We start from the raw sequence: 23,076 nt of genomic DNA, 5'->3' as shown, positions 1-23,076 counted from the left end.
TCTAACAAAACTCAAATAACTCACCTCAGCACCATAGTTATACAGCATTTTGCCGATACCACTCAATGGTATTTTGTAGCCCTTGTCTAAAGCTCACCTGAGCAGTAAAGTTAAAAGCCTCCTGAGCGCGTTGAGTATCCAAACAGCGCCGGGGTTGACCATTAGGTTTATCTGTTTCCCACACTATTTCACCATCAAACTGCATCAACTCACAGATCAGAGTAATTAAATCGTAGATAGAGATTTCCGCACCCGTTCCTAGATTAACTGGCTCAGAGTCATTATAAAACTGAGTCCCCATGACAATACCCCGCGCCGCATCTTCCGAATAGAGAAACTCACGGGTAGGGCTACCATCACCCCAAACGGGGAGTTGTGTTTCCCCCTTGATTTGGGCTTCATGGACTTTGCGAATTAAAGCCGGAATCACGTGGGAACTACTGGGGTCAAAATTATCTTCAGGTCCATATAAATTTACTGGTAACAAGTAAATCCCATTAAAACCGTACTGCTGGCGGTAAGATTGCAATTGCACTAACAGTGCTTTCTTAGCAATTCCATAGGGGGCGTTAGTTTCTTCTGGGTAGCCATTCCATAGGTCATCTTCTCGGAATGGCACTGGTGTAAATTTAGGATAAGCGCAAATAGTACCCACACAAACAAATTTTTTCACTCCAGCTGCATAAGCACTGTGAATCAGCTGAGTCCCCATGATTAAGTTGTCGTAAAATAACTCCGCGGGTTTTTCGCGGTTCAGACCAATACCACCCACATGAGCGGCTAAATGGATGACAATATCTTGTTGGTCAACTGCACGTTGGCAATTTTCCAGCAGACGTAAATCATGGTCACGCGATCGCGGTATGCTAATTTTAGCAATGTCAGCCCCTGCTTGACATAACTGATTAACTACTTGACGGCCAAGGAAGCCTGCGCCACCAGTTACGAGAATCCGTTGATTTTTCAGTTCTAATGCAGTCATAATTTATACTTTTACTTGGGATAGATTAGAAATGGAGAGCGCCCAGTTCTTGACGAATAGTAGCAATATCATCGGCAATATTCGCACCATTACCATTTGGCGAAGTCAAACCCAATGCTTGTAAATCTGCTTCCACCATCAGAGCGACTAGTTCTGTAAAAGTTACCGAAGGCTCCCAACCAAGCTTTTGTTTAGCCTTCGTGGGGTCACCAATTAACAAGTCTACTTCTGCGGGACGAAGATAGCGTTGGTCAAACTCGACATAATCTTCCCAGTTCAGGTTCACATAACTAAAAGCCTCCTGCAAAAATTGCCGTACAGAGTAAGTCTCCCCAGTAGCAATTACGTAATCATCGGGTTGATCATGCTGCAACATCATCCACATCGCCCGTACGTAATCCTTCGCATATCCCCAATCTCGTTTGGAGTCAAGATTACCCATATAAATCTTTTTCTGTTTACCTGCGACAATTTTAGCCACCGCTCTGGTAATTTTGCGAGTCACAAAGGTTTCGCCCCGACGGGGTGATTCATGGTTAAAAAGTATGCCATTGCAGGCAAATAAATTATAGGACTCGCGGTAATTTACAGTTTGCCAGTGGGCGTAAACTTTAGCACAAGCATAAGGACTGCGTGGGTAAAAAGGAGTGGTTTCGCTTTGGGGTACTGCTTGCACTAAACCAAACATTTCTGAGGAACCAGCTTGATAGAAACGCACCTGAATTCCTGTACGTTGCTGGTAGTCCCGGATGGCTTCTAATAATCGCAGTGTTCCCATTCCTACCGCATCAACAGTATATTCCGGTGAGTCAAAGCTGACTCGGACATGGGATTGAGCGCCCAAGTTATAAATTTCTATCGGTTGGACTTGTTCTATAATCCGGCGTAGGGTTGTACCATCGGTTAAGTCGCCGTAGTGGAGAAACAACCGTACTCCTGGTTTATGTGGATCTTCGTAAATATGATCAATGCGGTCTGTATTAAAGGTAGAAGTCCGGCGAATAATACCATGGACTTCATAACCTTGATCAAGCAGAAACTCACTCAGATATGAACCATCTTGACCAGTAATACCAGTAATTAAAGCCCGTTTGGTTTGTGTCATGCTCTTTTGTCCCTATTGAAATGGTTAAACGCGGATTCAGAAAATCCAGTTGTGGCTAGATAATCTCAGGGTAAAACTATTGATGTTAACAATATGTCTAAGGCTTGCTTTGCATAGCTTACGCAAGCGGTAGCTATCGTTGTTGATATGTCAGTCATTTCACAAGTCACCCCGAATTAGTTTAACTCAAAAGTAACCTAATTATTTTGTGTACATTATTTATGCTTGGCAAAGAATTAGTATCACTTTAATCAATGGGATATCTTACACCATCTTACCCAGACTAACCTATGGTGTACATACTAGTTATGCAATTACCGGTAAATACTGAAAAACCTCACCCAGAGAAATACGGAAATTTCTCTGTTTCATAAGGATGATTAAGGTTGTCTTACCCAACACCTAAGGGAGGTTTTGATGGTTTCCTAGGAGAAACTACCCCAGGAATTTCCCGATACAGTGGGAGTGATTCTATGGCTTACGCAAGCGGTAGCTGTCAGTATGCGCCTTTATTTTTAGGTAAAATAACCACATCAATTGTTTTAAATATTATCCATAAATCTAGCCAGAAATTTCTAAATTTGACATAATGCAGGTCTATTTGGACTCTTCGCGGGTAAGGAATGTCATTACGCCCAGAAACTTGCCACAATCCCGTAATTCCGGGGCGGATTGTTAAAATATGATCAATGTGACAACCATATTTAGCAAGTTCGGAGCCTACTAAGGGACGAGGACCGACAACACTCATGTCTCCCTTGAGAACGTTCCAAAACTGAGGTAATTCGTCCAAGCTGGTGATTCGTAAAAATTGACCAATTTTGGTAATTCGGGGGTCTTTTTTCAGCTTAAAATTGCTCTGGAATTCTTCTCGCAAGTGAGGTGATGTTGCCATGATTTCCGTGAGCATTTCGTCTGCATTGCTGACCATCGTCCGAAATTTAATACAATTGAAGGTCTTGTAGTTTTTGCCTACCCGTTTCTGGATATAAAAAATCGGGCCTTCTGAGCTAACAGCAATCAGCAGGGACAAAATTAAATAAAGTGGGAAGAACAAAATCAATACCAACAGTGAAAACACTATATCAAACAATCTTTTAGCGAACTCTCCGTTTAAACCCTGTAAAGACAAACTTCTGGGTTTGAGTTTAGGCGTCTTGGTTTTTTGTCCCCGGTCCATAAAAGTACGCATAGACGTACTAGTGCTTTGCTGTTGGGCTTTACCATTCCTGAAGCCTAGATATCGCTTACCGGAGAGGAGTGAGCTCTGGCCAGTCATCATACTCCTTAATAATCCACACCACACATAGTCTCAATCTTACAGCTAAAATGAAACATTTCTGGGCATCAAGTGCCAATAAGCACTACCAAGCCAGAAATTAACTTTGGCTGTTCACTTATGGATTAGGCCATGCTACGCTATTGGAATGTTTTTTTCTTGGTGACATTGCTCTATAAATTTGAGATAGCGCTGGGCAAAAACTTGTGATGAAAATTGGGCAGCGTGCGATCGCATATACTCAAGATTGAATGAAGTTTGATAAATTTCAAATTTTTCTACTGCCTCCATTAAGGCTGCTGTTGTTTGTGTGCTGAAAAATATGCCCGTTGCTGTATCGGTACAAGCGCGCAGATCGCGCACCGTTTCTAAAGCACCTCCAGCACCGTAAGCAATGACTGGAGTACCACAAGCTTGTGCTTCTACTAAGGCAATGCCAAAATCTTCACAAGCTGCATACACAAATGCCTTAGCTTTAGCCATATATTTTTTTACCACATCATCGGGTTGCCATCCAAGTATTTGGATGTTGGAACTGGCTATTTCGCGAATTTTTGGTATTTCCGATCCTGTCCCAATAATTACCAATGGGAGTTGTAATTGATTAAAAGCTTTGACGATTAAGGATACCTGCTTGTAACTGACTAACCGGGAAACTGTGAGATAAAAATCTTCTTTTTGGGTCACCAATGGGAATTTATCAATATTTACCGGTGGATAAATAACCGTTGCTGCTCGCCGATAGCAGCGCCAAATGCGACGAGCTGTATGGTGGGAATTGGCGATAAAGTAATCTACGCGATTGGCACTCAAGACATCCCACTGGCGTAAACTATGTAGTAAATATCGAGTTACCCATCCAGGTAAACCCTGTCCCAACTTGCTGTGGTGCAGATAATCAAATGTCAAATCCCAAGCATAGCGCATGGGAGTATGACAGTAACAGATATGCAACTGATCGGGAGTTGTGAGAACTCCTTTCGCCACTGCGTGGGATGAGGAAAGAATAACATCATAATCCCGTAAATCCAGTTGTTCAATTGCCAACGGTAAGAAAGGTAAGTACTTTTGCACACCATTTTGAGCATAAGGCCATTGCTGGAGAAAGCTTGTGCCAATCTGCCGTTTGTATAAATAACTGTGAGGATTGGTTGACTCAAAATCAATCAGAGCATATACATCAGCGTCTATATGTTTGAGAATTTCCTGGACTACTATTTCTGAACCCCCAGTGGCTTTAGGTGTGAGCCACTCATGAACTAAAGCATATTTTAAAGACACGGACTAACTCTCACAGGTAAAAAACAGACAAAAATAGTTGTCAGATATAGGTAATGGTTTTTTCTTTATAGGTTCCACAGGGATACGGCCACCTGATAACCTCAAGTTAGGGACTAGGTAATAGTGACTTCAGCCTCTTGACAACAAGTATTTTTTTTCAGGTGGGATTTTATGCGAATTTTAATCATGGGTGGTACTAGGTTCATTGGTGTTTATCTGACTCAACTGTTGGTAGAACAAGGGCATGAGGTGGTACTGTTTAATCGTGGGAATCGTCCTTTACCTTCTTTACCGGGAGTAGGACAAATTATAGGCGATCGCACTGACCCCAACCAACTAAAAGAAAAATTATCATCGGAGGAATTCGATGTGATTTTTGATAATAACGGTCGGGAACTTACGGATACTCAACCTTTAGCAGAAATCTATCAAGGACGGGTACAACACTTTGTATATATGAGTTCTGCGGGGGTATATCTCAAATCTGACCAATTACCGCACATAGAAGGGGATGCAGTAGATCCGAAAAGTCGCCACCGGGGTAAGCATGAAACAGAATCTTACCTAACTCAACAAAATTTACCTTTTACTGCGATTCGCCCAACTTATATTTACGGACCGGGTAACTATAATCCTTTAGAAAGCTGGTTTTTTGATAGAATTTTACGCGATCGCCCCCTTCCCATTCCTGGTAATGGCTTGCATATTACCCAGTTAGGTCATGTCAAAGATTTAGCTCAGTCCATGTTACAGGTCATGGGTAATCAACAAGCCATAAAACAAATTTATAATATTTCCGGCGATCGCTTTGTGACCTTTGATGGTTTAGCCCGTGCTTGTGCTGTAGCAGCGGGTAAATCACCTGATGCCATTAAAATAGTACATTATGACCCGAAAAAATTCGATTTTGGCAAGCGCAAAGCTTTCCCCATGCGAGTACAGCATTTCTTTGCATCAGTGAATAAAGCTATGAGAGAATTAGCTTGGCAACCTGAATATGATTTAATTTCTGGGTTAGCTGATTCTCTAGAAAAGGATTATCTCAAATCTAGACAAGATCAAGCTGAAATTGATTTCTCCTTAGATGAAGAAATTTTGCAGGCTGTCTAGGGTTTAGCCGGGACTATAGCAATTCTATTTCAAAATTTCTCCAGGTCGTTAGTCGTTTAGGTATCTAAGGGAAGAGGGAAGTTTATAAATGATTTAGGACTGCTATAGTTTAGGTGGTGGTTAAGATAAGTTTTAACCACTACGGGGCGAATAAAAGATTAATAAATCAACTATTTGAGAAGATATGCAAACTGTATTGGTGACCGGCGGAGCGGGTTTTATTGGTGCTAATTTCGTGTTAGAAGCGACGAGATTAGGATGGGCTAAAGTCATTAATTTAGATAAATTAACCTACGCAAGTAATTTAGGAACTTTAGCAGCAATACAAGATGATCCCAACTATCTTTTTGTGCGCGGAGATATTAGTAATTGTGAATTAGTTAGTTTTTTATTAGAAAAATATCAGCCAGAAGCGATTATTAATTTTGCGGCTGAAAGTCATGTTGACCGTTCTATTTTAAGTCCAGAGTCTTTTATTCAAACTAATGTAGTTGGTACATTTCAGCTATTAGAAACAAGTCGGATATATTGGGATAAATTGTCACCACTAAGACAGCAACAGTTTCGCTTTTTGCACATATCTACAGATGAGGTTTACGGCTCACTAAGTCCCCAAGAACCAGCTTTTAAAGAAGATACCCCCTATGCGCCTAATAGTCCTTATGCAGCATCGAAAGCAGCATCTGACCATTTTGTGAGGGCTTATTATCATACCTATGGATTACCAACTTTAACCACAAATTGCTCTAATAATTATGGTCCGCGTCAGTTTCCTGAAAAGCTGATTCCTTTGACTATCCTGAATGGGATGGAAGGTCAACCATTACCTATATATGGGGATGGTCAAAATATTCGAGATTGGCTTTATGTTATCGACCATTGTCAAGCCATTAAACTGGTTCTAGAACAGGGAAAACTTGGTGAAACTTATAATGTTGGTGGAATGAACGAACAAACAAACTTACAAGTTGTGGCGAAAATTTGTGCAATTCTAGATGAATTAGCCCCTAAATCTGATTTTTCCCACTCTGATTTAATTACTTTTGTCAAAGACCGTCCGGGACATGACAGGAGATATGCAATTAATTGTAGTAAAATTATTGATGAATTAGGTTGGCAACCTCAAGAGAACTTTGATAGTGGTTTATTGAAAACTGTCAAATGGTATCTGAATAACACCGATTGGATTAATCAGGTACGCTCAGGAGAATATCAATCCTGGATAAAACAAAACTATGAAAAGAGGACAGCCTAACTAAGAATCATATCAAATCTAAAACCACCAGACAACCAACGATGTTCTTTCTGATAAAATTTAGAGCCTTTCTCATATCACTAATGGGATGCTATCTTACAAACTGTTTTGATTCCTAGATGGAATCAGATAAATGACCCCAGATATTAAAGTCAAAACTACAGAAACCCAAAAAGCAATCAAACAAGGAGTTTTCCAAGCTGTGGATAAAGGTGCAATTAACAGTGATATAGCAATTATTTGACTGACGGTTTTAAGTTTACCCCAAATATTCGCCCCTGTGATTGTAGTTTGATTGACCCGCCAACCAGCGATCGCCAATTCCCGTGCTAAAATCACAAACACCCCCCAAGCGGGAATAGTTTCTAATTCCACTAAGACTAACAAGGGCGCAAGTACGAGTAATTTATCCACTAAAGGGTCGAGAAATTTACCTAAATCAGTAATTTGGTTGAGTTTGCGCGCCAAATAGCCATCCAACCAATCAGTTAACGCTGCGACCAAGAATATGGTCAAACAGACCCATCTAGCTTGGGGTGTAGGATTATATAAGCCGTAAAGTAAAAACGGTATTCCCAAAAGTCGAGAAAAGGTAATTAAGTTGGGTAAATTCATATAGCACCAAATTAGGTTTTTAGTGTATTTGCATGGCATGATCTGTATTTTGACATGATCCACAGAACACTATGACTGAAAATAAAGATTTTCGCATTGAACGCGATTCCATGGGCGATCGCCAAATTGCAAGTAGCGCTTATTACGGTATTCAAACACTCCGAGCAGTAGAAAACTTCGATATTAGCAGCATTAGACCCTTATCTACTTATGTAGATGCTTGTTTAATTATCAAAAAAGCTACCGCTATCGTCAACGGAGAATTGGGTTGTATTCCCTCAGATATCAGTCAAGCAATTGTCCAAGCTGCTGATGAAATATTGGACGGGAAGTTACGAGATCAGTTTGTAGTAGATGTTTATCAAGCTGGTGCGGGGACTTCTCACCACATGAATGTCAATGAAGTTTTAGCAAATCGAGCTTTAGAAATTCTTGGGGAAGAAAAGGGCAATTATCAGCGGGTGAGTCCCAATGACCATGTAAACTATGGACAGTCTACCAATGATGTGATTCCTACGGCAATTCGGATTGGGGGACTATTAGCCCTCACCCACACATTACACCCCGCTCTATCAAAAGCGATCGCCGCATTAGAAACCAAAGCTGTAGAATTTCAAGATATCGTCAAATCAGGGAGAACCCACTTACAAGATGCAGTCCCTGTGCGTTTGGGTGATAATTTCGGCGGTTGGGCGCAGATATTATCAGACCACCAGAACCGCATCTATATAGCTTCTGGGGATTTAATGGTCTTGGGTTTGGGTGGTAGTGCTGCTGGTACTGGAATGAATACTCATCCCCAGTATCGCACCCGTGTGGTAGAAGTGATTTCCCAGTTGATGGAATCACCATTGGAACCAGCACCCCATTTAATGGCCGCAATGCAGAGTATGGCACCTTTTGTGAATGTTTCCGGTGCTTTACGCAATTTAGCCCAGGATTTAGTCAAAATCTCCCATGATTTGCGGTTAATGGACTCAGGCCCCAAAACTGGTTTTAAAGAAATTCAATTACCCCCAGTACAACCGGGTTCCTCAATTATGCCGGGTAAATATAACCCAGTTATGGCAGAGATGACATCTATGGTATGTTTTCAGGTAATGGGTTACGATCATGCGATCGCCTTAGCTGCTCAAGCAGGACAATTAGAATTGAATGTAATGATGCCCCTCATCGCCTATAATCTGATTCACAGTATCGAAATTCTCGGTAATACCATCGCCGCTCTCACCCAACGCTGCATTGAGGGAATTACTGCCAACAGGGAACGTTGTTTAACTTATGCTGAAGGTAGTTTAGCATTAGTCACCGCACTAAATAGCCACATTGGTTATTTAAATGCGGCTGCTGTAGCCAAAGAATCTTTAGAAACCGGTAAATCTCTCAGGCAAATTGTTTTAGAAAGAGGGTTAATGAGTGAAGGGGAATTAGCAAAAGTGTTAGATTTGGAACAAATGAGCGCCATTGTGCCTCTAACATAAAATTCAAACACCTTACCTCACTTTTGACTCGCTTCCAGGTCTCCCCTCTCCTTACCAAGAAGAGGGGTATATAATTGTACTTATATCAATCCTATATATTATCCATGCAGACTCAAAAACCATCCGTTAGTTTGATTCAGGCTACTTCCTATGAACAAGAGGCTTTACGGGCATCTTTAGCTACCCTGCTGCAACCTTTGGGGGGGATGTCTGCCTTTGTGAAACCAGGGGATAGAGTGTTACTCAAACCGAATCTTCTCACACGGGCCCGTCCCCATAAAGAGTGTACAACCCGCCGGGAACTGGTTTATGAAGTTGCCCAGATGGTCATAGACGCTGGTGGTCAGCCCTTTTTAGGGGACAGTCCGGCTTTTGGAAGCGCCAAAGGAGTAGCACAAGCCAATGGCTATCTCCCGCTTTTAGAAGAACTGAATATTCCTATTATTGAGTTTCACGGTAAGCGTTACCAAACTGTCAGTGAAGATTTTAATCATCTGCGGCTATGTAAAGAGGCTATGGAAGCAGATGTAGTCATTAACTTACCCAAAGTCAAATCACATATGCAGTTGACTTTAACTATGGGGGTAAAAAATCTGTTTGGTTGTGTTCCGGGTAAAATGAAAGCTTGGTGGCACATGGAAGCGGGGAAAGATACTCACCGATTTGGTGAAATGTTAGTAGAGACAGCCAGGGCAATTAATCCCAACCTAACCATTTTAGATGGTATCATCGGTCATGAAGGTAATGGACCTAGTGGGGGAGAACCCCGTGATTTGGGTATTTTAGCAGCAGCATCAGATGTATTTGCTTTAGATCGGTCAATGGTGGAAATTCTCAAGGTATCACCGGAACAAGTACCTACGGTTGCAGCTTCTCAAAGATTGGGCGTTTGTCCTGAACTTACCGAAATTGATTTTCCCCATTTACATCCAGATTTACTGACAATAACAGATTGGCAACTACCAGATCAGTTAATGCCAATTGATTTTGCCATGCCTCGGGTGATTAAGTCTACGTTTAAACATTTTTATATTAAGTTCCTCAAGGAGCCGATGAGTATTTATGGTAAAGGTTAGATTCTTAATTCTTGTTGTATGTTTAGGTGAAAACATGAAATTAGCTTGACATCTCCCCGGAAACACAGGGGATTCTAAACTGATGTTGCTACCCAGGCCAAAGCCATGCTACGCAACGTTTACGATATGATTTACTTAATCCCTTAGAGGATGTTTGATAAGTTTTCAACAGGTAATTTTTATCTTAGGGAACAGGGAACACACCGAACAGGGAACACACAAAAAACAATCAAATCCAGTCCCCTCCCCTTACAAGGGGAGGGTTAGGGATGGGTCAAATAATTTCGATACACTAATCATGACTTGACAAACATCCTCTTAGGGGTTCTCACGCTCCCACTATGTTTTGATAGGGGCGATCGCCATCGCTCAACCCGAGAAAGTATGTATAAGTGAAATATTGTCACATACTGCTTACCCTAGCAACTCTCAGATTGCGGGTATGAACTACCTCTAGTTGCAGCATAGCCAGACTGACACCCTGTTTATAGTTCTGTATTAAAAAGTACCGCTACATTGGCAAAACTTTAAACCCATTTTTCATTTTTTTGGTGATCAAACTCTACCTAGTTAGCAGAGTTTAACATTTACTAACTCAGATAGGGTTTTTGGGGTGATGTTCAGAGTAATTAAGATTTATTCAAGTATTTCTCATAATACTTGGGTGATACTATAATTAGGACATGGGGTTAAGGCCGTTGATTGGTAGAGCGTAAAATCCTATCCTCTTGTGGGTGGAGATGTCAGCGGTCGCCAGATATTCTGGTGCAATAAGAACACCTATCAACAGGGACGAAATTGCTCAAACACCATCCCCAAAATCCGCGATTCCTCAGCACTGGGAGTCACATAAACTTATGATCTCTATTGTCGTTAAGATAGAGATACAGTTTTTTTGTGAATTTACCAGTATGGGAAAGATCCTTGTGATTGGGTTGCAAACCGCAGCGCCTTTACTGTATAGCGAACTTCTGCAAGTAGCTTATGCCAAAGTTAACTATTAGTTGCATTTATATATTTATATTACTGGCGATACTTAGCCGCATATCATCTCCGGTAAATAAAACTGAATAAAAAATGTTTGCTCATAGTCACAACTGTCAAACTGCATAAGTTGATCAATATGCATAAGTTTCTGACATCTGTCGTCCCACCGTCTCACTAAGTCCAATCTTTTGGACACAGCAATACATCAAGGCTAGAGATAGAGCAATGACGAATAATCGGCAAGAACCTGGTGAATACGATGCTGTACTTGGTGGACAACATCCAGCGCCACAGTTCGCAGCAGTTTTAGGTGGTATGGAAGGGGTGATATTACGCTTTAGTAATCCTAATCCCCAGGTGAGAATCCTAGGAATTGCACAAGCTTTCAATTATGGCGAACTGGGTTTAGATTTCTTAATTCAGGCTTTAAATGATGAGTCACCAAAGGTACAATATGCAGCTTATTCGTTGTTGCAGTCTCGCACAGAAGCCAAGGCCAAAGAGGCGTTAAGAATATTTGAGGACGGAATAGAGTTATACTCAGTTGTAGGGGCAGACTATACTCACCTGCGTGACTTACTCGCAAAACAGAAGTGGAAAGCAGCTGATGAGGAAACAAAGCGGGTAATGTTAGCTGTTGCAGAACGGGAAGAGGAAGGCTGGTTAAATATTCAAAGTATTGATGACTTTCCCTGTGGAGACCTTGGTACCATTGACCAGTTGTGGTTAAAGTACAGCGATGGGCTGTTTGGTTTTTCTGTTCAAAAGCAGATTTATGAAAGTTTGGGGGGAACTCAAGAGTGGGACTATGAAGTTTGGAAAGCTTTCGGGGACAGGGTAGGATGGAGGAAGAGTAACCACTGCCTGCAATGCACTGAGATTAATTGTGATAGGAGAAATCAAACTGTACAAATGCCTAATTTTTTAGCTCTTTGGTGTTGTGTGGAGTCTTGTTTTGTAGGTGGTCGAGACTTGTTTATTTCTCTGATTTCTAAACTGTCCGATTGTAGCATATGAGGGTGACACAAAAATGTAAACTTTCATTGTGAATTGGCGGTCATGCTCTGTCTGACTGTACTAGCTATACCGAAAATTAGCAATTGCCATCCGCTCAAGGTTTAGCTATGATATAGCTTGCGATCGCCCTATGGCTGCGCCACGCCAGCTATCGCGCAGATCCCAAGGTAATCGCTCAACAAGAGCCGCCATAAACGCTCTAGGAAAGGTCAAAAATCAGAAATTTATTCTCACTTCGCCATATAGGAACTGGGGATAAATAGACTGGGCGTTTATTATCCAGCGGGAGTATGATATTTTTAATACAGCAATAAGTAAACCCAGTGTTGAGGAATGATGAATAATCCACAGGAACCGGAAGAACATGATACTGTGCTTAATATTCCAAGTCAAGCGCCGGAGTTACCAGCCCTTTTAAATGCTATTCCCAGCCTGAGATGTCGCTATTCTTATCCTCACCCACAAGGCTTGAATCATCGAGGCGAAAATCTAGCCAATGGTGTTTGACCATTAGCTAACTTTATAAAGCTTTTTGTCGGGTAGTTATTAGGATAGGAATCGAAATAAATAGCTGAACCATAAAGATCGGTGGTGGTTTAGCGACAGGATAGCCCAACTTATAACTGCTCATATCTCCTAGACAAATTTCATACATTAATAATTCATTTGCCATTTATACTAATGAGTAACAATGCTGTGAGCACCGCAAGTCCCCATGAAAAACTAGTCCAGCAATTAGACTTAATGCTTCGCGCCCGCTATCCACTACTTTATATAGTCGGAGCCGAAGAAGAACCCATAGAAGAAGTACTACAACAAGTCACGCAACTATCCCAGTCACAGCGTCAGTTATTATTCTGGGACATAGTTACCGGTTGGAATGACAACGGAAACGATAAAGGATCCGTCATGAGTGCATTAGCCAGAATAGCCAAAGCACCAGAAAACACAACTACTATATTTGTATTGCGTGATATACATTTTATCCTCAAAAGCCCGGAGATGGAAAGACATGCTCCCGTGATTCGCGCGCTCAAAAATCTGACTCGACAACTCAACCGCACCCGTCAGACCCTCATCCTCACCAGTCATACATTAACCATTCCTCCAGAATTACAAGAAGAAATCACAGTTATTGATTTTCCTTTACCAAAGATTGCAGAGATTGATTACTTGATTCACCAACTAGTGGTTCCTGAGAAACTCAATTTAAGCGGACTAGGAAAAGAGCAACTCATCAAAGCCTGTGAAGGATTAAGTCGCGCTAGAATTCGGCGAGTTTTAGCAGCAGCTTTAGCCGCCAAAGGACAAGTAAACGAATCAGATATTGACGGAGTTTTAGAAGCCAAGAAACAAGCAGTTCGCCAAACAGGAATATTAGAATTTTACACAGCCCATGAATCATTAAAGAATGTTGGGGGATTGGAAAATCTTAAACAGTGGGTGCGGATGCGTCAAGATGCGTTTACCGAAGAAGCTCGACGGTATGGAATACCTAACCCCAAAGGAATTTTACTTGTAGGAATACAAGGAACTGGTAAATCATTATCAGCCAAAACCATCGCCCATGAATGGCGTTTACCTCTCTTACGCTTAGATGTAGGTAGACTATTTGGGGGAATAGTGGGAGAAAGTGAGAATCGCATTCGCAAAATGATTCAATTAGCAGAAGCTATTTCTCCGTGTGTATTATGGATGGATGAAATAGATAAAGCATTTGGTAATATCAATAGTAGTGCTGATGGTGATTCTGGCACCTCTCGCCGGGTATTTGGGACATTAATTACTTGGATGCAAGAAAAAACAAGTCCAGTCTTTATGGTAGCTACGGCCAATAATGTGCAAATTCTCCCAGCTGAGTTATTAAGGAAAGGGCGCTTTGATGAAATATTCTTTTTAAATTTACCTACAGAACAAGAACGTCATGATATTTTCAAAGTCCACCTGCAAAAAATTCGTCCCTCCCAACTGCGAGACTTTGATTTACCCAAACTTGCTGAACATACAGAAAACTTTAGCGGTGCTGAAATTCAGCAAGTGATTATTGATGGAATGCATCGAGCTTTTGGTAATCTGGTAAATGGTAATCGGCGTGATTTTAACACAGATGATATTTTAGCCGCTATATCAGAAACCGTACCTTTAGCAGCCATAGCCAAAGAACAAATCGCTAGTTTAAAACGCTGGGCTGCGGAAGCAGGAGCCAGAACAGCTTCTATAGATACCCAATTAGTTGAGGAGTTAAAAAACTATTCTCAGCAACAAGGCTTAACTCCCCTAGAAGTAGATTAAAAGAAAGGGGAATAGGTGAATATTCTCTCCTGCGAAAATATCATAATCATAACATGACTATTCCGCTAGAAGCAATTACATTGAGGAGTTTTATATGTCTCATTTTACGACTATCCAAATCCAAATCAAAGAGGGGGAAATTCTGCATCAAGTACTACGAGAGTTAGGTTATACGGTAGAAAAAAACACCAATGTACGGGGTTACATGGGTGATAGCACAGCAGCCAAATATGTCATCCCCCAAGAAAATGGTTATGATTTAGGCTTTCGTCCACAGGGAGAAAATTATGAATTAGTTGCAGATTTTTGGGGTGCAGAAATTGATGAACAGGAGTTTGTCAATCATATTAGTCAAAAATATGCCCACAAAATCTTGATGAAGACAATTGAAACTGAGGGATTTAATATAGAAACAGAAGAAATATTAGAAGATGGTACGATCAGGGTTGTAGTAGGTAGATGGGTTTAAGGGTGAACATCTATGTTTTCCCTGTGTATATTACATCCCCCTGGTGAAGGAGGGAAATAAAATTTATACTCGCCCTTTCTCCTATTCATCAAGAGAGGGTTGGGTTGAGGTTTTATCAGCGTTATCAAAAAATGAACTGCTCCCAGTTTAAAAGTATTATTGCTTATAATGAGGATAAAGGAAGAAGCATCATGGCAGAATATCAAAAAGTTGAATATCACATTGGTAAAGATGGTAAGATTGTCGAAAAGGTTTTAAATGCAACCGGATCTAGTTGTGTAGAAACGACACGAGGTTTAGAAAAATCCTTGGGAGCAATAGAATCTCAGGAACTTTTACCTGAATATTACGAACCAGATGGGTTAATCAATATATGTGAAAATCAATCCTTGCAGCAGTGGTGATAACATCATATCATTCCTATCGAAATCGCAGCAGCACACAAATATCTTGGAAATAAGATTTACCTTTTCATGCATAAGAAAAGTGAGTTAGACAGTATGATTTTACCTTTTAAACGATTTTTATTTCAAATATATGTCAATAAATAATATGCTAGAACAAATAAATCATCTTGCTTTTGGTATACTTATGGTAGTGGCGATTTATCTGGTTTTGTCGTCACTATTTTTAGAAAAATATCAAGCTCTACCTATTATCAATCAACCTGTAATTTCTCCAGACACAGAGAGAAAAATCCAAGATTTAGAAATTCAATGTCAACGACTCAGAGAAGAGTTAAAACAACAAGCTCAACAATTACAAAGTGATTTTCAGTGTGAGACTTTTACCCAACTGCAAACCTTACTCAGCAACTATCCTACAGTCAAGAAAATGGCTCTAGCACAACCTGAATTACCTGCTAAAAACATACTGTCCCTATTCACATCTTTAGAGCAACTTATTTCTAGTTGGGGTTATACCCCCATTGGTGAAACTTGGGAACAGGTAAACTATCATCCCCAATTACATCAAGCTGATAGTGATGAGATCCTAGAAGGAGAATTAGTATATATTCGTTTTATTGGTTATCAAAAAGGTGATAATATTCTCTATCCAGCTAAGGTTAGTCGCACTCTTCCAGGTAGATATAATAAATGTTAAAATCTTTCATATCGTAGGCTGGGGTTACTAACTTAAAACTTCAGCAATCACAGATAAATCTATACTTAAATATCCCGGTATACTACGGCATTTTTAAAACTGCCGTATTAGATAATTATTGTCAAATAATACCACCTTTTCAGGTGCAATTTTACCATTGCTAGAAGCAAAAATGAAAAATTTCATAACCTCATGGTTTTGTTGATTTACGTTGAAACCAAAGCTACTTTCAATCTTGAATTATGACAACTGTTGCAATTGATTTTGGTACAAGTAATACTGTGGTCAGTATTTTAGAACCTGATACTCAATTACCTAAAAGTTTACGTTTTCCTAATCTATCCCGTTTATTTATTGGTGCTTCTGCTCACGGTGAAAGATTAGAAATTCCAGTTATTCCCAGCGTACTCTTTATTAAATCACATAACCAGGTGATCTTAGGTGAAGGGTCCGCAGTCAAAGACTAGGACTTTCTCAAAGTTACCCTCCTGAGCGATTATTTAAAAAATTTAAACGTGATTTAGCTGGAGATTATCAATCACCCCCGATACATATCGAGGGAAGAGATTATGATTCTAGATCAATATGTGAGTTATTTATTCAAAGTATTTGGAGAGAAATTAAAAAACAAAATATTAAACCAAATCATTTAGTTTTTACTGTTCCTGTTGGTGCTTTTGAACGTTATTTAGATTGGTTTCGAGACTTGGGAGCAAAGTTAAATGTTCCTGAGGTTTCAATTATAGATGAATCTACGGCTGCTGGTTTGGGATATGCTATCAAACATCCTGGTGTGTTGATGTTAGTGGTGGACTTTGGCGGAGGAACTCTAGATTTAAGTTTACTCAAAACAGTTCCTCATTCTAGTCCCAATGGTAATTTACGCGCTGAGGTTTTAGCTAAATCTGAAGCTTATGTAGGTGGAGAAGATATTGATATTTGGATAGTAGAAGATTATTTACGTTCTCAGAATTTAAGACGGGAACAATTAGGCAAAATTGCTTATCAAAATTTGTTAGAAATTGCCGAAAAGCTAAAAATTCAATTATCCAAAAATCAATCTGTTAGTGAAACATGGTTTGATGATGAATCTTTTATGTCTTATGAATTGAGAATGAATCGTGAAAAATTAGAGGAGATTTTAGAAAATAGACAATTTTTACAACAGTTGCGGGAAGCTTTAGATGATGTGTTAGGAATTGCTTTCAAAAAAGGTATTCATAAAAATGATATTGATGAAGTCTTATTAGTAGGAGGAAGTTGTTTAATTCCGGCAGTCAGACAACTAATTATATCTTATTTCGGTAAGAATAAGGTAAAACTTAATAAGCCCTTTGATGCTGTGTGTCATGGTGCTTTAACTGTGAGTAAATTTACACAGGTTGATGATTTCTTGCATCATAGTTACGCTATTCGTTTATGGGATGCTTACAGTAGAACATATACTTATCATCGCTTATTTACACAAGGTACAAAATATCCTTGTGAATCTAAAGCATGGTTAAATTTACAAGTTGCAAATAATGGACAAATGGAGGTGCATTTGGATATTGGTGAATTAGGCGATATGACGCAAACAGAAATCGCTTTTGATGCGTCAGGAAGAATGACAAGCAGTATTGTCCAACACCAAGAAACTTATCGTTCTTTAGATAGTCAGCATCAAAAGGTTTGTGTAGCTAAACTTAACCCCCCCGGAGAAGCAGGTTTTGATAGGATATCTGTGTTATTTTACGTAGATTCTCATCGGACTTTATTAGCTACTGTGAAGGATTTATTGACCGGTGAGATATTGGTTGATAGGGGAGAAGTATATAAGTTGAGGTAATGTCATGATCATTAGTAGTAACTGCTAAATATCCTCTAAAATCGCTATGGCGCAAGCAGATGGCTGCTTATCCATTTCATTTGATTGATCACTAATTGGCTTAACCTACTCTTAACATAAAAGCCAACATTACAGTCAGCGGCGCTACTAAAGTCAGGAATACAACACTTGTGTAGAAAATTGTATCAAAAATACCAGCTAATAAAGCACTAATATGAAAGTTGCCAAACTGTCAAAATTTTTCCCTGCTACATAATTGACCTGAAAAAAATAGTTAGAATAACATCAATACTCTCTTTTAGAGGGTTAACCTACCACAAAAGTGACAAATTTCAATTTGTATGAATGCAACTAGCCAGTCTGCCAGCCCTACCGATACATATTCCCATCGTTTGGCAGACATTGTGGGAACTGCGATCGCTCTAGTGACTCTAACACTACCTGTGTTTGTCATTGCCCACTATTCAACTGATGCTTCAAATAACCAGCAACCCCCAACCTATACACCACCAAGAAGTGGAAATTAAAAAATACTTACAACAAAGGGATCACAGCCAGTTAGCTCGAGAAAGGAGAAAACAGATTGTGAGCTAAGATTTTAAATGTGTAGACAGAGCAGCCTGATGGAGTTGGCGACGGCGGGAATCGCTCTTTCTGTGAGCAGATATCTTGATGTTTTCCTAGAGATGTATACATAGTTTGACATCCTTCCTCTGGCCGCAGCGTTTCCTGTATGCGTCGGATGACTCCCGCTCACAAAGTTTTAGCGGTAAGATGAATTGTACCGCAGAGACTTTGGTAGCATACTAATAGGGGCAATTCACCAATTGCCCCCATTAAAGCTGGGTAGTTGTGACAATCAAGCAAAATTACTGGGTTAAGTCAGAAGACAGAACATTACAGTACTGTGAAACACACAGGAATTCAAGCTTGTGGCAGCGACGTGAAATACCAGGTGTTACTTGTACCAAAAAGCGGTTTTCTGTGTAGGCGCAGCCTTCCCGCAGGGTAGCAAGAATCTCCCCTTCTGAGGTTAGTGGGGGAGTGTCAAATACATCGCATCAGTTGTGGATACTTGACAAATGTGTACAAGCAGCCAAACTGAATGCTAATTTAATTTACCGTTATCAGAGGAGTTTTTTTTGTGGACTTATCCCGTATTCCTGCTCAACCAAAACCGGGTATACTCAATGTTTTAATTGAAATCCCCGGCGGGAGTAAAAATAAATACGAGTTTGACAAAGATTTACAAGCCTTTGCCCTGGACAGAGTGCTTTATTCTTCCGTACGATATCCTTATGACTACGGTTTTGTACCTAACACCTTAGCTGATGACGGCGATCCTCTCGATGGTATGGTGATTATGGATGAACCTACCTTTCCAGGCTGTGTGATTGCCGCACGACCAATTGGGATGTTAGAAATGATCGACGGCGGCGATCGCGATGAGAAAATTCTTTGTGTTCCTGACAAAGATCCGCGCTACGCTCATGTAAAATCTCTCAAAGACCTAGCACCACACCGATTAGAAGAAATTGCCGAATTTTTCCGCAGTTATAAAAATTTGGAAAAGAAGGTTACAGAAATTCTCGGTTGGCAAGATGTTGACAAAGTTGCACCCTTAGTAGAGAAATTTATTAGGGCTCCTAAAGCATAATACAAAAGCTCACAGTTATCAGTTATGAGTTATGAGTTATGAGTTTTGGTTTTTAACTCCTAACTCTAACTGTCCATTACCTTTGTCAAGACACAAACAGCCTTGGCCAGTTGTGAACGGCAAAAAATGCTCTAAAAATCTGAAAAAAATGCAGCGTACTCTCCTTTTGGCAAAAATTCATAACTGTACCCTCACAGGGGCAAATATCAACTACGTGGGTAGTATCAGCATCGACCAAGTATTGTTGGACAAAGCTGGAATTTTACCCTATGAGCAAGTGCAAGTAGTGAATAATGCTAATGGTGAGCGTTTTATTACTTATACAATACCAGCCCCAGCTAATTCCGGCGTGATTGAACTCAATGGCGCTGCGGCACGTCTAGGAATTTCAGGCGATCGCGTGATTATTATGGCTTATGGCCAGTTTACCCCAGAAGAGTTACAAAATTACGCTCCTAAGGTAGTCCTGGTGGACGAAAACAACCGACCATTAGAAGTGAGACAGTATGTCTAGTCCTGGGTAAGTACTTATAGAAAACAATTAACGCTCTCCTGTGCATCCATCAGGAGAGCTAGGAGGTTAGTTTTGTGCCATCAGCTTTTCTTTATCCCGGCGGCGTTTTTTAGCGTAAAGCTGAATTGTCACCGCCATCAAGATGATCAAGCCAAAAACCACCCAAACTGTAATATCTGTTGGTAGATTATTTTTAAACACAGCCAATAAGACAATCACCAGTAACATCACGGTCGGTGCTTCATTTAAAGCCCGCAACTGCTGACCACTCCAGCGACACTCATCGGCGGCCAACTGTTTCATTAGACGACTACAGTAATAATGATAACCAATTAGAAGACAAACAAATAGTAGCTTAATGTGCAACCAACCCTGTTTTAAAACTTCGGGTTCAGTGCTTAATAAACCTATAGCCATTGCTACGGTTACCAACATTCCCGGAGTGGTAATGATATTGTAGAGCCGTTTTTCCATAATCTCATACTGAGTTTTCAGTATGGTTTTTGCTGGTTCTGGTTCTTGGTTGGCTTCTACATGGTAGATAAATAGACGTACTAGATAGAATAATCCCGCAAACCAAACTACAATGCCAATCAAATGAAATGCTTTAAACCACGAGTAAGCCATGAACTCAAATCTCCATCAATTTTATTGTTAATAAAAATTGGATAAATGCAGTCTTAAATAATATTATCAAAAGCGAGAAAATCATTGTTCACTAGCCTTGACCATACTTAAACTTAGACAAAAAAAATGATTTTTGATTGAATTACACAGGAGCTACTAAATAAACACAGAGCCACATATCAAACGCCTAAAATATGTTTTTGGAGACATTTCGACTGACTCTTGTAATTTATTCTCTATAGTTATTCCCATAACTTACCCAATCACTGAAACAGATAAGTTGAGATTTTGAATTGTTGAAGTATTTTCCTTTATCTATAATATCGATTTTTCCCAGATTTAGCTATTTTCTGACTAGGTATTTATCCGCCGGACAAAAGGTAAAAGGTCTTCTAAAATCTCTTTGTGGTAGTGTTCTTGAGGGTAATGTCCGACATTGTTAATTTTTATTAATTCGGCATGAGGTACAGAATGAGCAAATTTTTCTGCTACATCTATGGATAGCCAAGGGTCGATCATTCCCCACTGAATCAGAATGGGTTGTTCCCATTGCTGAAAGCCAGATTCTATTTCCGACATTGCTTTGTCTAGTTGTAAGTTGCGAATAGTGGCCAGCAGACTTCTCCCCGCAGTGGAAGCTTTTAAAAATGGTTTGCGATAAATATCTAAATCTTGATCTTCGATGCGGTAACGACTACCGCCTTCTAGTGTGCGATCAACCAACAGAGGGTCTTGGGTCAGCATTTCACCAGCCAATGGTAAACCCAGTTGTTTGATTTTCCAAGGTAATTTGGCAGTGGTGGAAATTGGTGTGTTTAAAACAGCTATGTTAGCAATTTGTTCTGGATGGCGCAAGGCATATTGTAACCCTACAGAGCCTAAAAATCCCTGAACAACTAAAGAAAAACGTTCCAATTGTAAGGCTTTGATGAATCCTTCTAAGGCGGTGATAAATTTATCAGGTGTGTAGGCAAAATCCCATTTTTCTGGCTGGGCGGAAAAGCCATAACCAATCCAATCAGGGGCGATCGCTCTGGTTCCTTGACTGGCTAAAGCCGGCATAATGTTCCGCCAACTGTAACTCTGTGATACTAAACCGTGTAGTAACACCACAGGCAGTAAATCTGTTTTGCCAATGGGTTCAGATTCCCGATAAAACCATTGTAGAGAATCTACGGTAATTTTATGTTCTTTTAAAGACACGTTATGTTCCTAAGAAAATCTCAAAACTATTTTTTATTTTCAATAGAAATAATCATCTCACGAATTGCGTCAGCTGTGGCCGGTGCTAGTAAAACCCCATTGCGGTAGTGTCCAGTAGCTAAGAGGACGTTACTAAAGCCTAGTAGTTTGTCAATCACTGGTGCGGGACGATTTTCAGGACGGGGACGTAAACCCGACCAGGTGCGAATAATTTCGGCTGTGGCTAAATCTGGGCAAAAGGCGATCGCTTGCTGCCAAACTTGATCTAACAATTCTTGATTAGGTGGGATTTGCTCATCATGACTAGGAAACTCTACCGTCGCACCCACCCAATAATTACCGTTCCCCACAGGGACAATATGTACATCATTCCCAGTCACAACCGGCTGAAACTCAGGATTATTGCCTAATGGTCGTTCTAGACGTACTTGTAACGCTTGTCCTAGTACCGGACGAATATTTACCCTCTGGTTTAGTTGTGCTGTGAGTGATGTAGAACCTAGTCCCGCTGCTACGACTATGCAATCAGCATTAATTTTACCCTCTGTAGTGGCAAGTGCATGACAGTTATTACCTTGTTCAATACCCAAAACATCCACACCAAATTTAAACCCTACCCCATTGTATTGGGAAGCCTCAACCAAAGCTAAGGTCAAAGCCCTGGGATTTAGTTGACGGTCTTGGGGAGAATACACCGCAGCGGTAACTTGAGGGTGATTCACTTGAGGACAAAAAGTTTTGAGTTTGGCTGTGTCCCAAATTTCTAACTTCCAGCCTTGAGAGTGGCGGATTTCCGCCAGTTTTTCCCACTCTGGTAAATTTTCTTCTGCCCCTAAAAGCTTGATCATCCCTTGGCGGTTAAAAGGAATTTTACGACCTGTTAGAGCTTCTAATTCGGGAATTAAGGTTTCGTAGCGTTGGATGCTTGTTTGTCGCCTTTGCCAAGCTTGACCTTTGATTTTATGGCTAATCACACCCATTAAAACCCCTAGTGCCGCACCTGTGGAAGCTTGGGCGGGTGGTTGACGGTCAATGACTGTAATGTTAAGACTCTTAATTAGGCTGAGTTCATAGGCGATCGCCGCTCCCACAATACCACAACCGATAATCACTATATCCATGTTTTTAGAGGAATTTATCTTGGTATTTCTTGTTTCTATTGTGCGATCGCCTCTGGTGCTGCGCTGGGCGCAA

24 protein-coding genes are annotated in these 23,076 nt (G+C 40.4%); 16 read left to right on the top strand and 8 right to left on the bottom strand.

Features of this window, described 5'->3' with window-relative positions:
• Nucleotides 1-37: 37 nt before the first annotated feature.
• Entirely contained in the window at nucleotides 38-982 is a 945-nt protein-coding gene (locus tag AC6IZ0_RS12470) for a GDP-L-fucose synthase family protein (protein WP_497723180.1), read from the bottom strand.
• A gap of 25 nt (nucleotides 983-1,007) precedes the next feature.
• Nucleotides 1,008-2,087: a GDP-mannose 4,6-dehydratase gene (gmd, locus tag AC6IZ0_RS12465; RefSeq protein WP_271733321.1), complete on the bottom strand. Its 1,080-nt coding sequence runs from the start codon at nucleotides 2,085-2,087 to the stop codon at nucleotides 1,008-1,010.
• Nucleotides 2,088-2,295: 208 nt separating this feature from the next.
• Here gmd and AC6IZ0_RS12460 point away from each other — a divergent pair, with 208 nt between their 5' ends.
• Nucleotides 2,296-2,418, top strand: a complete 123-nt coding sequence (locus AC6IZ0_RS12460) for a hypothetical protein (protein WP_280801480.1) — start codon at nucleotides 2,296-2,298, stop codon at nucleotides 2,416-2,418.
• A gap of 165 nt (nucleotides 2,419-2,583) precedes the next feature.
• Here AC6IZ0_RS12460 and AC6IZ0_RS12455 read toward each other — a convergent pair whose 3' ends face one another.
• The gene (locus AC6IZ0_RS12455) at nucleotides 2,584-3,366 is read right to left on the bottom strand and encodes an undecaprenyl-phosphate galactose phosphotransferase family protein (protein ID WP_497726052.1); all 783 of its coding nucleotides are present in this window, start codon (nucleotides 3,364-3,366) and stop codon (nucleotides 2,584-2,586) included.
• A gap of 135 nt (nucleotides 3,367-3,501) precedes the next feature.
• Complete coding sequence (locus AC6IZ0_RS12450) at nucleotides 3,502-4,647, bottom strand: glycosyltransferase (RefSeq protein ID WP_271733322.1); 1,146 nt, start codon at nucleotides 4,645-4,647, stop codon at nucleotides 3,502-3,504.
• A 171-nt stretch (nucleotides 4,648-4,818) separates the two neighbouring features.
• Here AC6IZ0_RS12450 and AC6IZ0_RS12445 point away from each other — a divergent pair, with 171 nt between their 5' ends.
• Together AC6IZ0_RS12445 and rfbB are read left to right on the top strand one after the other, a co-directional pair.
• Nucleotides 4,819-5,757, top strand: coding sequence for an NAD-dependent epimerase/dehydratase family protein (locus AC6IZ0_RS12445; protein WP_497723178.1), 939 nt, complete (start codon nucleotides 4,819-4,821; stop codon nucleotides 5,755-5,757).
• A gap of 184 nt (nucleotides 5,758-5,941) precedes the next feature.
• Nucleotides 5,942-7,012 carry a dTDP-glucose 4,6-dehydratase gene (gene rfbB, locus AC6IZ0_RS12440; RefSeq protein ID WP_497723177.1) on the top strand — a complete coding sequence of 357 codons (1,071 nt, stop codon included), beginning with the start codon at nucleotides 5,942-5,944 and terminating at the stop codon, nucleotides 7,010-7,012.
• 96 nt (nucleotides 7,013-7,108) lie between these two features.
• Here the strand turns inward: rfbB and pgsA are convergent, their stop codons facing one another.
• On the bottom strand, nucleotides 7,109-7,627 hold the full coding sequence (pgsA, locus tag AC6IZ0_RS12435; protein WP_497723175.1) for a CDP-diacylglycerol--glycerol-3-phosphate 3-phosphatidyltransferase: 519 nt from the start codon (nucleotides 7,625-7,627) through the stop codon (nucleotides 7,109-7,111).
• Nucleotides 7,628-7,698: 71 nt separating this feature from the next.
• Between pgsA and AC6IZ0_RS12430 the strand changes: the two genes are divergently transcribed.
• The 13 genes from AC6IZ0_RS12430 (at nucleotide 7,699) to panD (ending at nucleotide 20,052) form a co-directional block, all read left to right on the top strand.
• Nucleotides 7,699-9,108, top strand: a complete 1,410-nt coding sequence (locus AC6IZ0_RS12430; protein WP_497723174.1) for an aspartate ammonia-lyase — start codon at nucleotides 7,699-7,701, stop codon at nucleotides 9,106-9,108.
• Between the two features lie 104 nt (nucleotides 9,109-9,212).
• Nucleotides 9,213-10,184 carry an Npun_F2552 family protein gene (locus tag AC6IZ0_RS12425; protein WP_497723172.1) on the top strand — a complete coding sequence of 324 codons (972 nt, stop codon included), beginning with the start codon at nucleotides 9,213-9,215 and terminating at the stop codon, nucleotides 10,182-10,184.
• 1,212 nt (nucleotides 10,185-11,396) lie between these two features.
• A complete protein-coding gene (locus AC6IZ0_RS12420; RefSeq protein WP_497723170.1) occupies nucleotides 11,397-12,188 on the top strand; it encodes a GUN4 domain-containing protein in 792 nt (263 codons plus the stop codon).
• 333 nt (nucleotides 12,189-12,521) lie between these two features.
• Nucleotides 12,522-12,695: a hypothetical protein gene (locus AC6IZ0_RS12415; protein ID WP_497723169.1), complete on the top strand. Its 174-nt coding sequence runs from the start codon at nucleotides 12,522-12,524 to the stop codon at nucleotides 12,693-12,695.
• A gap of 174 nt (nucleotides 12,696-12,869) precedes the next feature.
• Complete coding sequence (locus AC6IZ0_RS12410) at nucleotides 12,870-14,480, top strand: Ycf46 family AAA ATPase (protein WP_497723167.1); 1,611 nt, start codon at nucleotides 12,870-12,872, stop codon at nucleotides 14,478-14,480.
• 94 nt (nucleotides 14,481-14,574) lie between these two features.
• Entirely contained in the window at nucleotides 14,575-14,949 is a 375-nt protein-coding gene (locus AC6IZ0_RS12405) for a DUF1257 domain-containing protein (RefSeq protein ID WP_497723165.1), read from the top strand.
• A 131-nt stretch (nucleotides 14,950-15,080) separates the two neighbouring features.
• The gene (locus AC6IZ0_RS12400; protein WP_271733334.1) at nucleotides 15,081-15,353 is read left to right on the top strand and encodes a DUF2997 domain-containing protein; all 273 of its coding nucleotides are present in this window, start codon (nucleotides 15,081-15,083) and stop codon (nucleotides 15,351-15,353) included.
• Nucleotides 15,354-15,501: 148 nt separating this feature from the next.
• On the top strand, nucleotides 15,502-16,053 hold the full coding sequence (locus tag AC6IZ0_RS12395; RefSeq protein ID WP_497723164.1) for a nucleotide exchange factor GrpE: 552 nt from the start codon (nucleotides 15,502-15,504) through the stop codon (nucleotides 16,051-16,053).
• 242 nt (nucleotides 16,054-16,295) lie between these two features.
• On the top strand, nucleotides 16,296-16,520 hold the full coding sequence (locus AC6IZ0_RS12390; protein ID WP_497723163.1) for a hypothetical protein: 225 nt from the start codon (nucleotides 16,296-16,298) through the stop codon (nucleotides 16,518-16,520).
• Between the two features lie 80 nt (nucleotides 16,521-16,600).
• Nucleotides 16,601-17,881, top strand: coding sequence for an Hsp70 family protein (locus tag AC6IZ0_RS12385; RefSeq protein WP_497726051.1), 1,281 nt, complete (start codon nucleotides 16,601-16,603; stop codon nucleotides 17,879-17,881).
• 341 nt (nucleotides 17,882-18,222) lie between these two features.
• A complete protein-coding gene (locus AC6IZ0_RS12380; protein ID WP_271764440.1) occupies nucleotides 18,223-18,408 on the top strand; it encodes a TLTLP motif-containing protein in 186 nt (61 codons plus the stop codon).
• A 617-nt stretch (nucleotides 18,409-19,025) separates the two neighbouring features.
• Nucleotides 19,026-19,538, top strand: a complete 513-nt coding sequence (locus AC6IZ0_RS12375) for an inorganic diphosphatase (RefSeq protein WP_497723161.1) — start codon at nucleotides 19,026-19,028, stop codon at nucleotides 19,536-19,538.
• Nucleotides 19,539-19,686: 148 nt separating this feature from the next.
• Nucleotides 19,687-20,052 (top strand): aspartate 1-decarboxylase, encoded by a 366-nt coding sequence (gene panD, locus AC6IZ0_RS12370; protein ID WP_271764439.1) that lies wholly within the window; start codon nucleotides 19,687-19,689, stop codon nucleotides 20,050-20,052.
• A 66-nt stretch (nucleotides 20,053-20,118) separates the two neighbouring features.
• Here the strand turns inward: panD and hemJ are convergent, their stop codons facing one another.
• From hemJ to AC6IZ0_RS12355, 3 genes are all read right to left on the bottom strand, one after another.
• Nucleotides 20,119-20,679, bottom strand: coding sequence for a protoporphyrinogen oxidase HemJ (hemJ, locus tag AC6IZ0_RS12365; RefSeq protein ID WP_280793429.1), 561 nt, complete (start codon nucleotides 20,677-20,679; stop codon nucleotides 20,119-20,121).
• A 354-nt stretch (nucleotides 20,680-21,033) separates the two neighbouring features.
• Nucleotides 21,034-21,882, bottom strand: a complete 849-nt coding sequence (locus AC6IZ0_RS12360; RefSeq protein WP_497723159.1) for an alpha/beta fold hydrolase — start codon at nucleotides 21,880-21,882, stop codon at nucleotides 21,034-21,036.
• A 26-nt stretch (nucleotides 21,883-21,908) separates the two neighbouring features.
• On the bottom strand, nucleotides 21,909-23,003 hold the full coding sequence (locus AC6IZ0_RS12355; protein ID WP_497723158.1) for an NAD(P)/FAD-dependent oxidoreductase: 1,095 nt from the start codon (nucleotides 23,001-23,003) through the stop codon (nucleotides 21,909-21,911).
• Between the last annotated feature and the right edge of the window lie 73 nt (nucleotides 23,004-23,076).

The organism is Anabaenopsis sp. NIES-4685 (genome assembly GCF_059725405.1).
This window is presented reverse-complemented; position numbering and strand designations above follow the sequence as displayed.